The sequence below is a fragment of the Mycobacterium sp. NGS15 genome (assembly GCF_059813245.1).
The window spans coordinates 366,724-380,040 of record NZ_JCALEF010000002.1 but is presented as its reverse complement, the minus strand read 5'-3'; the positions used below and the strand labels follow the sequence as shown (position 1 = coordinate 380,040).

The window sequence follows — 13,317 nt, the reverse complement described above, 5'->3', positions numbered from 1 at the left end:
ATTTCCCGCGCCCCGACTACCCCGTCTGCTCGGTCGCCTGCCCCTGCCCGGATACCGACAGCGCCTCGCGGATGAAGTCGGCGGAGAGAACCACGGCCTCGGCCGTATCGCGCGAGACCGCGATGGCAGGGAAGGCGTGCAGCTGCCATGAGTAGCTGTGCACCTTGGCCACCACGCCTGCCGCGGTGAGCTTCTCGGCGAGCTCCAGAGCGTCAGGCTCCAGGAACTCGGCCTGTGCGGTGATGAGCAGCGTGGGCGGGAACGCCTCGACAGGTACCGAGATCACCCGACGTTCTCCAGTGAATTCCACTGGACCCCTGTCGAATTTGGGCGCCAACTTCGCGAGTTTGCCCTTGGGTAGATATGCGTCGTGACGACTGGTACTAGAAGGATTGGAAGCCAAGTCCAGATCTAGTAGCGGTGAATACCCGACATAGGCAACAGGTTTCGGCAGGCCATGGGTGTGTGCATACTCGATGACCTTGCCGCTCAGGTACCCGCCTGCCGAGTCGCCGACGACGATCACCCGTGCGTAGTCCTGCAGTAGCTCTCGGTAGGCCTGCACCGCGTCCGCCACCGAAGAGCCCACACCGACCTCCGGCAGTTGCCGGTAGTCGAGCACGTAGACGGGGATCTGGAGCTGACGCGCCAACAGACCGGTGATCTTGCGGTGTGTGGCGGGGCCGCACGCGATGAACGCACCACCGTGCAGATAGAGAATGGCAGTGTCAGAGTCGTCGGCTTGCGCCCCGGCCGGCACCATCAGATCCGTGGGCCTGTCGGCCAGCGCGATCCGCCTCCGCTCGATGCCGGGCGCGTCGGGACCTCGTTGGGCGCCCTGATCCAGCCACTTGAGCTGCCGAAGACCGGCGTCAAAAATCGGGAACAACATAAGCAGCGGCTTGACGAAGAGCAATACGAACAGAAACGGCAACCGAGCCTTGAGACCCGACTTGGGGTGCAGGGTGACGATCATCCGGTAACGCTACCGCCAGGCGATCGTGCGCCCGTAACCTCGGTAGGTGTCTGAGGCCAGGGCCCGACGTCAAGACCGCCGCGCAGCCGTAACGACCGCAGCCATCCTCCGATGCGGCCGAAGGGCCCTTCGTGGAGCGCGGGTACATGCGGTCACCATGGATGCCATCGCCGATGCCGCCGATATCGCGGTCGGTCCGACCTATCACCACTTCAAGAACAAAGACTCAGTCCGTGACCGGCCCCGCTCTGGCAGACGCCCGCGCCGGACCCATGCCGAATCGACCCAATATCACCGGAACAGACACGCCGACAACCACGTCTAGATCCTCGACCATGCAGCTGATGACGGCGGCGCCCATCCTCCGGGCGACAAGGGTCACCTCCGCACAGGCGGGAGCCGTGCCGTACAGCGCGTGCTGCGCCCCGGCCAGCGCAGACAAGTCGGCGGCAGCCTGTGCACGATGCCGGGCTGCTACGGCCGAACCCACCGTGGCACCCCCAGCCGTCAACGCCAAGAGCACCGCCATCATGGCCACCGCAATGATGGTCGCCGAGCCGTGGTCAGCCCTCGGGTTCCATCGCTGAAACCGACTCGGCCGCAATCGTAATAGCGGGAAGCAATCGACTCGTCGCGGTGACCCGCGCCACCGCATAGTCGCCGTCGCGGCGAACCTCGAGCACCGCCCCGCGGGGAGCGATCCGACGCGCAACCGCCCTGGCATCGGAATCATCTCCGCGGGCCACCAATCGTGCCGCCTCACGCGCGGCATCCACACAGCGCACCTGCATCGACACTGCCTGGATTCCCGCAGAACACAGCACAAGTACCGTCACCAGCGCTGCTATGCCGAACGCGGCCTCGACTGTGACGGCTCCGGCGTCGTCGCCTAGACGCTGGTGTTGAGTGCGCGCGTGATGATATTGGTGAGCGCACTGACAATCGAGTCCCCGGTGACCACTGCGTAGAGGATTGCCCCGAAGGCCGCCGCGGCGATCGTCCCGATCGCATACTCCACGGTGGACATGCCGTCCTCGGACTCGACGACCACCACCATCCGTCGGCGTAGCTTCGTAAATATGTTGTGTATCAATGGATTCCCTCCCTCTCAGCCCCGCGGCACTTCCGCGGGTCACAGCACACCACTCCTGAACACATCCCTCGCCAAACCCATCACGACAGGCACGATGCCCAGGCAGACGAATGACGGCAAAAAGCACAGGCCCAGCGGTGCGCCAATCAGCACGCCGGCACGTTCGGCGGTGGCCACGGCTGAATCCAATGCATCCCTGCGACACTGCACGGCCAGCGAGGCAATGCCGTCGGCCATCATGGCGCCGGAATCGGCCGATCGCCGGGCCAATCTAGTCAGCGCCTGCCGCTGCTCATATCCCGGATCGTCCGCCGATCCCGGGCTGGCCCAGGCCGCCGAGGCCGGTGCGCCCAATGCGAGCATCTCCCCTGCGCGGTTCAGGATTCGAGCCAATTCTGGCGGTGCGCAAGAGGACACCACCAACGCAGCGGTCGCGAGTGGCATCCCCGACCGAAGACACACGCTCAGCACATCAAGGCTGAACGCCATTCCTAACAAACCCTTTTCGGTGGCGCCGCGCTCCGTGACAACGGATGCATCGCCGTGCGGCAGCCTGGCGTGGGCGCGCAAAGCCCCCGGCGCGATCAACATTGCCGCCGCAAGCAGCAACAGGGCCGTGATCACCGCAATGCCTTCCCGGTGATCACGTCGGACCACAGCAGACCGACACACGCCAGCGTCACCCCGACAACGAGCAGCACGCCGCCCATTCCGCCCGCGCACAGCACGCTAAGCGGTTTGGCTCCGATCATCTGCCCAAGTCCGATTCCCGCTACCGGCAATCCGGTCAGCACCGCTGCCGTCGCACGTGGCCCGGCGAGACCGGCATTTACTCGTGCCGTGAACCGTTGTCGTTCTTGTAGATCCGTTCTACATGCGTCGAGCAGATCTGCGATGGCCAGGCCGTGATGCTGGGCCAGCATCCAGCCGCGGCTGATCCGATCCCATTGCGATGCCAATGGCCCGTGCTCCGGCACAGCCGGATCCAGCGTCACTCCCAAGCGTGCGCGCGCAGCGACGGCGGCGAACACCTCCCCCGCCGCTCCTCCAAGCTCCGCCGCGGTGACCTCGAAAGCGCGCACAGGATGTGCGCCCACCCTCAGCTCACCGACAACCACGTCGAGGCCGGACTCCAAGACAGTCAGTTCTCCCGATTGGACCATCAGCCGGCGACGACGGCGCCACCGCACGCACAATGTCCCACCTGCGACACCCACCGCCATCACCACTGACGTCGGCAACAACCACAGGACCATCAGTGTCAGGCCACCCAGCGGTGCCGCCGCCAGTTTCCAGTTCCACCTTGGATGTGATCTGTGCCGCCCTAGGCGGGAGTGTCTTTGCGGCACGATGAGAAATGCCGCGGCAAGCAGCAGAAGAACCTGTGTCACGTCGCACTCCGCGCGATCAGCGCGTCAAGATGCTCCGCGCCGGAACAAGGCCTGCCGTCGACGTTCCATGCGGGTATCACCCGCGCAATCCCGTCGTCGCCCTTGCAGACCACCGCGATCTCCGTCAGTCTCCGAATATTCCCAAATCGTCTTATGTGACAAACACATTGAATCGCCGCGGCGAACTGGGAGTGGAGTGCGGCGCGGTCAAGTCCGCCTAGGGCTCCGAGCGCCTCCAACCTTGCGGGGACCTCCGCCGGAGCGTTCGCGTGGACGGTTCCCGCGCCGCCATCGTGGCCGGTGTTGAGTGCGGTCAGCAATTCGACAACCTCGGCACCGCGCACCTCGCCCACCACGATTCGGTCGGGTCGCATTCGCAATGCCTGACGTACCAACTGGCGCAGGGTCACCTCCCCTGCACCCTCGACATTGACGGTGCGCGCTGCCAGCGTGACCACATGCGGGTGACGTGGCGCGAGTTCTGCGGCATCCTCGGCGCAGATGATGCGTTCTGACGGATGGACGGCTCCGAGCAGTGCCGAAAGCAAGGTGGTCTTACCCGCGCCCGTGCCTCCCGTGACAAGGAAGGCCAGCCGGGCGGCCAGCATCCCGCGAAGTAGCCTTCCGGCATCCTCCGCAACAGTGCCATCGGCGATCAGCTGTTCCAAACCCTTAACGGTGGGCCGCAATACGCGCAGCGACACACATGTCCCGCCGACCGCGACCGGCGTCAGCACCGCGTGGATGCGCACCACCGAACGCGGCGGACCGACGCCGGTCAGCTGGCCGTCGACAAATGGCTGCGCGTCATCGAGACGCCGCCCAACCGCGAGAGCCAACCGTTGCGCGAGTCGGCGCACCGCAGCCTCGTCGGCGAATCTCACGGTGGTGAGCCGCAGTCCTTGACCGTCATCCACCCAGACTCGATCGGGTGCAGTCACCAAGACGTCCGTCGTACCCTCCGCGCACAACAGCGGTTCTAGGATGCCGGCACCGGTCAGCTCACTCTGGAGCTCCTTTATGTTGTGCAGCACATCGCTATCGCCCAGCACACCACCGGACTCAGCGCGTATCAGCGCGGCCACTGCAGAGGGGCGCAGTGTCACATTCTCGGTGGCGAGGCGCTCCCGAACACGGTCGATCAACGATCCGGTCATGCCGCCACGCCCTTGCCGTCACGCGAGACCAGCGCCAACACCGCCTGCGCGGCACCCCTCAACGGTGAGCGCCCCGATAGTCGCAGACCACCGTTGTCGAGACGATTGCCGAGATTCGGTTCCGGCCGCATGGCGGCGATCATGGGGACGCCCACGATTTCGGCCACCGCTGCCGGACGTAATCCACTCGGAGCCGGACCGCGCACCACAACACCGACATTCGGGTTGGTGACCTGTATCGCCGTGGTCACAAGTGCAGCCGCCACACACGCCCGTACCTCGGCCGGGACCACCACGACCACCAGATCGGTGCGCTCCAGTGCGGCCACACTCGTCGCACCGAGCCGTCTCGGCAGGTCGACTATCACCGGAACTCCCGCTTCCCGCGCGCTGTCGATTACCCCGCCGACCGCCTCCGCGTTGCCACCGCCCCCCGTTCTGTCGCCCGACACGACGACAAGCCCGCGACGGTGTGGCAGTGCTCGGCGAAGAGCGTCGAAACTCACTCGCCCACTGCGCATATCGATATCCGGCCACCTCAGGCCCTCGACGTCCTCCCACCCCAGCAACAGGTCAATACCACCGCCATACGGATCGGCATCCACGATGAGCGCACCGCCCGGTGTACTCAGACCAATCGCGGCGCACAGCACCGATGCACCGGCCCCACCACGTCCACCCACCACAGCAATCACTGGAGAATGGCCCGAGCCGGCGGTGGGGCGTATCGCAGAACAGGCCTCGATGAGCCTGGCTTCATCCTCGGGCAACGCGAGCACCTGCTCGGCACCCACCGCGACCGCCCTGCGCCACGTCTCACTCGTCGGCTCGTCCCGAGAAACGAGCAGCACCCGCGCGCGACGCGGCAGTCGAGTGACCATATCCAGCGACGGGTCCGCGCCGTCGAGCACCACGGCGCTCGCACGGGTCCACGCCTGCCTGCTGATCGCGCCGGCGTCAGTAGCGAGGATCAATGGTTTACCGGTCGCCGCGACAATCCGTTCGATGTCGTTGCCAAGAGCTCGATCGCACATGGCTACGACAATCGGCTCCCCCGCGATTCCCTCCACACGCTCCACCATCGAGGTTCCACGGAGGAAGCGCCAGAGGCCTCACAGCGATTGGGGATGGATACGAATCTGTGGATAAATCCGAGGTGAACCGCAAAAACCGGTGATAAACGTCCCCAGAAAAGAGGACGACCCTCGCCAGGGGGGGAGGAGGCGAGGGTCGTCGTGCTTCAGCCCCGGGGGGTCGGGCTGAGACACACTCGGCATAGCCGAGTAACCCCACTATACACACGAACCGGGTGAGGGTGGCAAGACCAATCGGCCGAAAAAAGCGAAAGAAAGGCAACCCTTCTTCTGGCGCTGCCGCGTTACCAGACCACCCCCGTTGAACTGCGACTTTCCAGATGGACACGACGGCGAACCCGGCGAGATCTATCCTCGAGCTGTGACCGACCACGCAACGGAACCCGGGCCCTTTCCTTCCGTTGAGGACCGGGATGCCGCGGCCATGAGCCAGCCCACGGACACCGGGCAGGCTCTCAGGACGGCAGCCTTCTTCGATCTGGATAAGACCGTGATCGCAAAGTCGAGCACACTCGCGTTCAGTAAGCCGTTCTTCGACCAGGGCCTAATAAATAGACGCGCTGTCCTGAAATCGAGTTACGCGCAATTCTTCTTCTTGCTGTCCGGCGCCGATCACGACCAGATGGATCGCATGCGTACGCACCTCACCAATATGTGTACGGGCTGGGACGTCGAGCAGGTGAAGGCGATCGTTGCCGAGACGCTGCATGACATCGTCGATCCGCTGGTGTTCGCCGAGGCCGCCGACCTGATCGCCGACCACAAGCTCTGCGGCCGCGATGTTGTAGTGGTCTCCGCCTCGGGCGAAGAGATTGTCGCTCCCATCGCTCGTGCCCTCGGCGCAACCCACGCGATGGCAACGCGCATGGTGGTGGAGAACGGGAAGTACACGGGCGATGTCGCCTTCTACTGCTACGGCGAAGGGAAGGTGGCGGCGATCCAGGAACTCGCCAAACGCGAGGGCTATCCACTGGAACACTGCTACGCCTACTCGGATTCGATTACCGACCTACCGATGTTGGAATCTGTCGGTCATCCGACAGCCGTCAATCCGGATCGAGCGCTGCGCAAGGAATCCATGGCGCGCGGGTGGCCGGTGCTGACGTTCTCGCGGCCCGTATCGCTGGGCGATCGGATACCGGTTCCCTCCGGCGCCGCGGCAGCCACCACCGCCGCTGTTGGACTGAGTGCCATTGCCGCTGGGGCACTTACCTATTCGTTGATCCGCAAGTTGCGGACGCAATACTAGACACTCGTCACTTTTGGCACGCACGTAACAAAGTAGTGACCATTGGAATTGCCCCTTGATGTGACCGTCGTCTCAGTGTAGAAAGAAGGTACGGAAGCCTGGCAAGGCCAAGGTCGACTCGGAAGAGAAGAATCGATCTCCCGACCTAGGATTCCCAGCACGGACCACGGCACCCACGCGGAGCACGCCGCGACAAGGGCAGAAGCGTTGTGGGCCTGCGTAATCGCGGACAGAGATGACTCATCAGACTTCTTGGGTGAAGTCCGAGTTTGAAGCGTCGTGAAAGCGCCGAGGCCACCCACACAACCCATATTGCACGCTTGGTAACCGGAGGATCCGTGCTAACGGGCGGCGGGCCGATTTATTCGGACCGTCGCCCGTTTTTATGTGCCGACACGCTTCCGTCAGGTCGACGCGGTGTCGGCGATCGATGTCGCCTCAGCAGCACCTGCCGCTAATGCCTGGCAGCAGAAGATAATCCACGCGCCGACGGCTTCAGGCGTCCCCTCCGCGAAAGCGGAGGAGAGCTCTCGATACCTGCCCGATTGCCGCATCCACATCACCTCGGGAACACCGAGCGCATGCGGATCAAGACCGCGCGACACTGTCACCAGCCGGGACGCCGCGCGGGCGACCACACCGTCTGCGGAACCAAATGGGTTCAGCACCAATAGTTCCCCGTGTGCAATCGCCGCAAGAATAGGGGCGGACACCGATGTTCCACCCGAGATCAGCTGCGCCAACAGCTCTAACCGGTCGGTATCGACGCCGGGGCGCGGCCGTCCCAGGGTGTCCTCATGGGCCATGCCGGTGGCCGCCAGCACATGGAGACGCGCCAAGGCCTGCAGCGGCGCGCGCGACCACACCGACGTCATCTGGCTGAGCGCATCTCCATCGAGGGCCTGGCCCACACGCAGCGCGCCGGCGAGTATCGGGTCATCCACCGCTCCATCGGCGCTCAGCTTCATCGAGCCACCGTCCAGCGCCGATGAGGACCTGGCCGCCCGCACCGCAGCCTCGGCCGCGGTCACCGGCCATCCCCGCAGATTCGCGCGATGACGGTGCACCTTGCTCAGCGCGTCACGAGCAGATTCGGCGGCTTCGGATACTCCCGGCAAGGTGGCCAGCGGCGCGAGTGGATCAGTCATGGTGCCCTAACCGTACTGAATGGCGCATCGTCCAAGAGACTCACCGCAACGCCTTGCGCTCCTCGCGCCGGATTCGCTGCTGCTCGGGGTCGGGAACCGGAACCGCCGCCAGCAGACGTTTGGTGTAGTCATCCGTCGGCGCGGTCAATACCTGTTTATCAGAACCGAATTCAGCGAGGCGGCCATGGTTGAGCACCGCGATGCGGCTCGCCACCAATTCGACGACCGCCAGGTCATGGCTGATGAACAAACAAGCGAACCCGTGCTCACGTTGCAGCTCGGCGAATAGTTCGAGCACCCGCGCCTGCACCGAAACATCCAGCGCCGAGGTCGGTTCATCGGCGATCAGCAGTGTCGGCTCCAGCGCCAAGGCCCGCGCGATGCCGACACGCTGCCTCTGCCCACCGGAGAGCTGATGGGGGAAGCGGTTTCGCATGTTCGCGGGCAACTGCACCTGATCCAGCAGCGTCTTGACCCTGCTTTCCCGTTGGGAACGACCCATATCGGTGTGCAAGGTCAACGGCTCGGCAATTGACTGACCGATCGGCCATCGCGGATTCAGCGAGGATCCCGGATCCTGGAACACCACCCCCACCTTGCTGCGGATGTCCCGCAGCTGTTTGCGGTTAGCCTTCGAAATATCCTGCCCGGCAACGCAGATGGTTCCCGACGTCACCTTGAGTAGCCCCACCGCGGCGCGCCCGATGGTGGATTTCCCGGATCCCGATTCACCGACGAGGCCCACCACCTCACCCCTACCGATGGAGAAGGACACATCGTCGATGGCGCGAAAACTTCCCCCGCGGCCCGGATACTCGATGACCGCACGCTCCACCTTCAGCGCCAGATCGCTTGCCGGTTCAAAAGATTCGTCAGTATCGTGCAGCGTCGCACCCAGGTGCGGAACCGCCGCCAGCAGCTGCTGCGTGTACGGCTGCTGTGCCCGGTGGAAGATGCCGTCGGCATCCCCCTCCTCGACGACCGCACCGTCCTTCATCACCATGATCCGGTCCGCCATGTCGGCCACCACACCCATGTCGTGCGTGATCAGAATGATCCCGGCGTCGATGCGATGCCGCAGATCGCGCATGAGATCAAGGATTTCGGCCTGGACGGTCACATCGAGCGCGGTGGTGGGCTCATCGGCGATCAGCAGCCCTGGATCTAGCGCAAGAGCCTGCGCGATCATCGCGCGCTGACGCTGCCCGCCGGAAAGCTGGTGCGGGTAGTGCTTGACCCGCTTCTGCGGCTCAGGCATGTCCACCAGCTCAAGCAGCTCGATGGCGCGATCGCGTGCCTGCCTACGCGTCATCTTCTTATGCGCACACACGGCCTCGGCGATCTGCCAGCCGATGGTGTACACGGGATTCAGTGCCGTCATCGGCTCCTGGAAGATGACGGCAACATCCTTGCCGCGCACCTCGCGCAGCTCGTCATTGGTGGCACCGAGCAGCTCGGCACCGTTGAGCTTGATGCTTCCTTCAATCCGTGCACTGGAGGGCAACAGTGCCGGAATGGCCATGGCGGTCGTGGACTTTCCCGAGCCGGACTCGCCGACGATAGCGAGTACCTCGCCCTTGGCGACGGTAAGCGAGACGCCCTTGACGGCCGGCACCCATTGTTTGTCGACCTCGAAATCGACCGTGAGATCGCTGATCTCGATCACGGAATCTGTGGACACCGCCACCTACCTCCTCCGCGGATCGAGTGCATCCCGGAGGGCGTCACCAACCATGATGAAGCCCAGTACCGCGGCCGAGAGAAACAGAGCCGGAACAATCACCAGTCTTGGCGTGGTAGCAAAACGGGATTGTCCGTCATTGATCTGCAGCCCCCACGAAATCTCGGGCAACTCCAGGCCGATTCCCATATAGGTGAGCGTGGCCTCCGCGGCAATGAAGCTGCCCACCGCGATGGTGGCGTATACGAGGACCGGCGCCAATGCATTGGGAAGTATGTGTCGCAGCAGGATTCGCCATGTCGGCGCTCCCAACGCGATGGCGGCCTGAACATAGTCGCTCTGTTTGATGGCCATAACGCTGGACCGCACGAGCCGCATCGACGTCATCCAGCCGAACACGATCAGCGCACCTGCGACGCTCCACACTGTGCGATGACCGACTACGGACAAGAGGATCATTCCGCCCAGAATCGTTGGTATTCCGTAGAAAACATCGGTCAACCGGGACAAAGTGGAGTCAGCGACGCCCCCGAAATATCCCGCCAGCGCCCCAACGAAGACGCCGATGATCAGAACTCCCACCATCGCGATCAGCCCGATCGTCAATGACACCCGGGCCCCATAGACCACGTTGGCGTAGTAGTCGCAGCCTTGCAGGTCCGTACCCAGCCAATGGGCTGCGCTGATCCCCTTACGGGCCTGATAGAGGTCACACTCGCGGGGATCCTTCCCGAACGTGAACAGCTGTGGAGCCAAGGCCATCAAGACCAGGATCGTCAACAAGATCGATCCGGTGATGAAGAAGCCACTGCGGCGCAGGTATTTCCACGCGTTACCCCAGAGGTCCGCCTGCTCCACCAGTGATTCGGCAGCGGCGTCGGGGCCCGACACCGGGCCCGGTGCGTGCACAGGGTCACTCATAGCGAATCCTCGGATCCAGCAGCGCGTACAGGATGTCGACGACGAGATTGAAGAAGATGTAGAAGAAGACAATCAGCGTCAGGATGCTCACCACCACGGCACCCTCCTGGTTTCGGACGGCGTCGAATGTCGCCCTCCCCAGTCCCGGGATGTTGAACACCGACTCGGTGACGACGGCACCCGCCAGCAGGGCACCTACGTCGGCGCCGATGAACGTGACGACCGGAATTAGGCTGTTACGCAGAGTATGCCGCAGCAGGATGCGCGATTCGGAGATGCCCTTGGCGCGGGCAGTGCGGACATAGTCGGCGTCCATCGTTTCGAGCATCGAAGTCCGGGTAAGGCGGGCGACATAGGCCATGGACAGTGAGGCCAACACCAGTCCGGGTAGTAGGAAGCTGTACCAGCCGTCCCGGATTCCGGCGATGGGGAACCAGCCGAGTTTGAAGCCGAACAGGTACTGCGCCAAGAAGCCGAGCACAAACACCGGCATCGAGACCAGTAGTGTCGTCGTGACGAGGACCAGGTTGTCGTAGAACGATCCCCGGCGCACAGCACACAGCACTCCGGCAGTGATGCCGATGATCGTCTCGAATGCCACTGCCACCACCGTGAGCCTCAAGGTCACCGGCAGTCGCTGCGAAACAGTGTGCGCCACAGGGCGTTCCTGAAAGTCGGTACCGAAGTCGCCGTGCAGAAAGCCCACGATGTACTTGCCATAGCGCACCAAGAACGGATCGTTGAGGTGAAAGCGTTCACGTAGCTGCGCCATGACCTCGGGAGTGAAAGGGCGATCGCCCGCCAGTGCCCGAATGGGGTCGCCCGGTAGCGCGTACACCAGGGCGTAGATGAGCAGTGACGTTCCGATGAGCACCGGGACGGCCAGCAGCAGGCGTTTCACGATGTATCGAAACATGCCCGCGTTCTGCCAGAAGTGCCGGACATCAAGAAGTTTGGCGGTCATTGCGTGACCTCCACATCGGCGTACTCGATGCAGTCTTGGATGCCTATCTTGACATTGCTCACCCGCTTGGAATGCACCGCTTGATTTACTTCATAAAACAGCGGGGCGGCCGGAAGATCCTTGAACAACAAGTCTTCCGCCTTCTGGTACGCCTTGGTGGCGAGCTCCACGGTCGGTTGGTTGTTGCCCTGCCGCAGCAGCTCATCGAACGCCGGATTGCTGTAGAACACGTAGTTCGAGCCGGCCGGAGGAAGGGCCACCGTGCCGTACAACGACTCCAGGAAGTTGTAGATCGACGGGTAATCCATCACCCATCCGGACCGGAAGGGTCCTGTCATCCCCTTGCTGTCCTGCAACGGCAGGAACTGCGACCACGGCAGGCTCTTGAGGATATAGGGCACTTTTAGGTTGGACTGCAGCTGATTTCCGATGGCCTGCACCCACGACAGCGCTCCGGTGCTCGACGAGCTGTACCACAGCTCGACGGGCTTGCTTCGATCGAAATCAGCGTCATCGAGCAGCTTATTGGCCTCATCGACGTGCAGCTCGCATAGCTTTCCGCACGCCCCCTTGCGATACCCGTAGACCACCGCCGAACCGTAGGAGGTGGCCGGCGTACGCGTGCCGGAGAAGATCACCTGGGTAATTGCCTCGCGATCGATGGCCATGGAAATTGCCTGGCGCACACGCACATCCCCAAAGCGCGGGTCATACATCGGGAAGCCCAGCGAGGTGATGTCCGGGCGTGGCCGCTCGAGAAAGGCCGATCCGAATTCGGCTCTGGCGTTCTCGTACGCGGAGTCGGGCAGGTCGAGCTGGATATCAAGGGCGCCGGCCTGCATATCGGTATACGCGGTCAGACCCTCGGTGTAGACCCGCCAAATCAGGCCCTTGGACTTGGCCTTCTTCGGGCCGGCGTACTGGTCATAGCGGCTCAGTGTGAATCCGACGCCGCGCACCCAATCGCCGTCCGCCTTGAACGGACCGTTGCCAATCGGGTGCACCCCGAACTTGGCCGGATCCCGAAAGAAAGCCTTGGGCAACGGGAGAAACGCGGTGTACCCCAAGGTCATCGGGTAAATCGCGAACGGAGTGTTCAGCCGCACCGTGAACGTCAGGTCATCCACGACATGCAATCCGCGCATCCGTGTCGCCCGCGGGGGGATCTTGTTCTTCGGGTCGCCCTGCAGATCATCGAACCCCTCGATATTGGCGAGGAAACTCGAGGAACCCTGGGCGTTGGTACTCAGGGCGGTGTAGTTCCATGCATCCACGTAGGATTGGGATGTCACCGGTTCGCCATTGTGGAATGTCCATCCAGGCTTGAGCTTTATCGTCCAGTTGACGTTGTCATGACTGGTGACCGATTCGGCCGCACCGGTGTATTCCACCTCGGCGGTGTCGTTGTTGAACTCGACCAGCGCGGTAAATAGCGAGCGCAGGATCCGACCACCCTGATTCTCTGTGGTGTTTCCCGGCACCAAGGTGTGCTCGGGCTCGGTGATGTACATGCTGAAGTAGCCCGGCGGCGCCGGAGTCACGAGGTCACCGCAGCCGGAGGGAAGGAGCGCGGCAACACCAACGAGCAACGCTACGGCCAGTTGGCGGAACCTCATCCTCATCCTTTCCTTCGGTAGCTGAAA

General features: G+C 63.3%; 14 protein-coding genes and 1 pseudogene. 2 read left to right on the top strand and 13 right to left on the bottom strand.

Going from position 1 to position 13,317, the window contains the following annotated elements; translation table 11 throughout:
• Positions 1–16: 16 nt before the first annotated feature.
• Complete coding sequence (locus AC5Y5C_RS06160; protein ID WP_499970061.1) at positions 17–976, bottom strand: alpha/beta hydrolase; 960 nt, start codon at positions 974–976, stop codon at positions 17–19.
• Between the two features lie 46 nt (positions 977–1,022).
• Here AC5Y5C_RS06160 and AC5Y5C_RS06155 point away from each other — a divergent pair.
• Positions 1,023–1,202 (top strand): annotated as a pseudogene (locus AC5Y5C_RS06155) (TetR family transcriptional regulator); the annotation flags it as partial.
• Here the strand turns inward: AC5Y5C_RS06155 and AC5Y5C_RS06150 are convergent.
• The 7 genes from AC5Y5C_RS06150 to ssd all read right to left on the bottom strand — a co-directional run bounded on the left by AC5Y5C_RS06150 (position 1,203) and on the right by ssd (position 5,699).
• Positions 1,203–1,631: an Rv3654c family TadE-like protein gene (locus tag AC5Y5C_RS06150; protein WP_499970642.1), complete on the bottom strand. Its 429-nt coding sequence runs from the start codon at positions 1,629–1,631 to the stop codon at positions 1,203–1,205.
• Positions 1,540–1,824, bottom strand: coding sequence for a TadE family type IV pilus minor pilin (locus AC5Y5C_RS06145; RefSeq protein WP_499970640.1), 285 nt, complete (start codon positions 1,822–1,824; stop codon positions 1,540–1,542). The genes AC5Y5C_RS06150 and AC5Y5C_RS06145 overlap by 92 nt, the downstream gene beginning before the upstream one ends.
• 41 nt (positions 1,825–1,865) lie before the next feature.
• Entirely contained in the window at positions 1,866–2,033 is a 168-nt protein-coding gene (locus AC5Y5C_RS06140) for a DUF4244 domain-containing protein (protein WP_499970059.1), read from the bottom strand.
• A 75-nt stretch (positions 2,034–2,108) separates the two neighbouring features.
• Positions 2,109–2,693, bottom strand: coding sequence for a type II secretion system F family protein (locus tag AC5Y5C_RS06135; protein WP_499970057.1), 585 nt, complete (start codon positions 2,691–2,693; stop codon positions 2,109–2,111).
• Complete coding sequence (locus tag AC5Y5C_RS06130; RefSeq protein WP_499970638.1) at positions 2,690–3,445, bottom strand: type II secretion system F family protein; 756 nt, start codon at positions 3,443–3,445, stop codon at positions 2,690–2,692. The genes AC5Y5C_RS06135 and AC5Y5C_RS06130 overlap by 4 nt, the downstream gene beginning before the upstream one ends.
• Positions 3,446–3,456: 11 nt before the next feature.
• On the bottom strand, positions 3,457–4,617 hold the full coding sequence (locus AC5Y5C_RS06125) for a TadA family conjugal transfer-associated ATPase (protein ID WP_499970054.1): 1,161 nt from the start codon (positions 4,615–4,617) through the stop codon (positions 3,457–3,459).
• On the bottom strand, positions 4,614–5,699 hold the full coding sequence (ssd, locus tag AC5Y5C_RS06120) for a septum site-determining protein Ssd (RefSeq protein WP_499970051.1): 1,086 nt from the start codon (positions 5,697–5,699) through the stop codon (positions 4,614–4,616). Before ssd ends, AC5Y5C_RS06125 begins: the two co-directional genes overlap by 4 nt.
• Before the next feature lie 436 nt (positions 5,700–6,135).
• Here ssd and AC5Y5C_RS06115 point away from each other — a divergent pair, with 436 nt between their 5' ends.
• The gene (locus tag AC5Y5C_RS06115) at positions 6,136–6,960 is read left to right on the top strand and encodes an HAD-IB family hydrolase (RefSeq protein WP_499970636.1); all 825 of its coding nucleotides are present in this window, start codon (positions 6,136–6,138) and stop codon (positions 6,958–6,960) included.
• A 404-nt stretch (positions 6,961–7,364) separates the two neighbouring features.
• On the opposite strand, the gene AC5Y5C_RS06110 is transcribed toward AC5Y5C_RS06115, so the two are convergent.
• Genes AC5Y5C_RS06110 through AC5Y5C_RS06090 form a run of 5 tightly spaced genes read right to left on the bottom strand, consistent with a single transcriptional unit; the run spans position 7,365 to position 13,290 of the window.
• A complete protein-coding gene (locus AC5Y5C_RS06110; protein WP_499970048.1) occupies positions 7,365–8,108 on the bottom strand; it encodes a Fic family protein in 744 nt (247 codons plus the stop codon).
• Positions 8,109–8,148: 40 nt separating this feature from the next.
• Positions 8,149–9,789: an ABC transporter ATP-binding protein gene (locus tag AC5Y5C_RS06105; protein ID WP_499970046.1), complete on the bottom strand. Its 1,641-nt coding sequence runs from the start codon at positions 9,787–9,789 to the stop codon at positions 8,149–8,151.
• A gap of 6 nt (positions 9,790–9,795) precedes the next feature.
• Positions 9,796–10,710 carry an ABC transporter permease gene (locus AC5Y5C_RS06100; protein ID WP_499970044.1) on the bottom strand — a complete coding sequence of 305 codons (915 nt, stop codon included), beginning with the start codon at positions 10,708–10,710 and terminating at the stop codon, positions 9,796–9,798.
• Entirely contained in the window at positions 10,703–11,674 is a 972-nt protein-coding gene (locus AC5Y5C_RS06095; RefSeq protein ID WP_499970042.1) for an ABC transporter permease, read from the bottom strand. Before AC5Y5C_RS06095 ends, AC5Y5C_RS06100 begins: the two co-directional genes overlap by 8 nt.
• Entirely contained in the window at positions 11,671–13,290 is a 1,620-nt protein-coding gene (locus tag AC5Y5C_RS06090; protein ID WP_499970040.1) for a peptide ABC transporter substrate-binding protein, read from the bottom strand. Before AC5Y5C_RS06090 ends, AC5Y5C_RS06095 begins: the two co-directional genes overlap by 4 nt.
• Positions 13,291–13,317: the final 27 nt, after the last annotated feature.

Coding starts and splice junctions, on each gene's coding strand:
- AC5Y5C_RS06110 (WP_499970048.1), bottom strand. CDS start 8,108: ATGACTGATCCACTCGCGCCGCTGGCCACCTTGCCGGGAGTATCCGAA.
- AC5Y5C_RS06150 (WP_499970642.1), bottom strand. CDS start 1,631: ATGCGGTGGCGCGGGTCACCGCGACGAGTCGATTGCTTCCCGCTATTA.
- AC5Y5C_RS06125 (WP_499970054.1), bottom strand. CDS start 4,617: ATGACCGGATCGTTGATCGACCGTGTTCGGGAGCGCCTCGCCACCGAG.
- AC5Y5C_RS06140 (WP_499970059.1), bottom strand. CDS start 2,033: ATGGTGGTGGTCGTCGAGTCCGAGGACGGCATGTCCACCGTGGAGTAT.
- AC5Y5C_RS06095 (WP_499970042.1), bottom strand. CDS start 11,674: ATGACCGCCAAACTTCTTGATGTCCGGCACTTCTGGCAGAACGCGGGC.
- AC5Y5C_RS06115 (WP_499970636.1), top strand. CDS start 6,136: ATGAGCCAGCCCACGGACACCGGGCAGGCTCTCAGGACGGCAGCCTTC.
- ssd (WP_499970051.1), bottom strand. CDS start 5,699: ATGGTGGAGCGTGTGGAGGGAATCGCGGGGGAGCCGATTGTCGTAGCC.
- AC5Y5C_RS06160 (WP_499970061.1), bottom strand. CDS start 976: ATGATCGTCACCCTGCACCCCAAGTCGGGTCTCAAGGCTCGGTTGCCG.
- AC5Y5C_RS06100 (WP_499970044.1), bottom strand. CDS start 10,710: ATGAGTGACCCTGTGCACGCACCGGGCCCGGTGTCGGGCCCCGACGCC.
- AC5Y5C_RS06090 (WP_499970040.1), bottom strand. CDS start 13,290: ATGAGGTTCCGCCAACTGGCCGTAGCGTTGCTCGTTGGTGTTGCCGCG.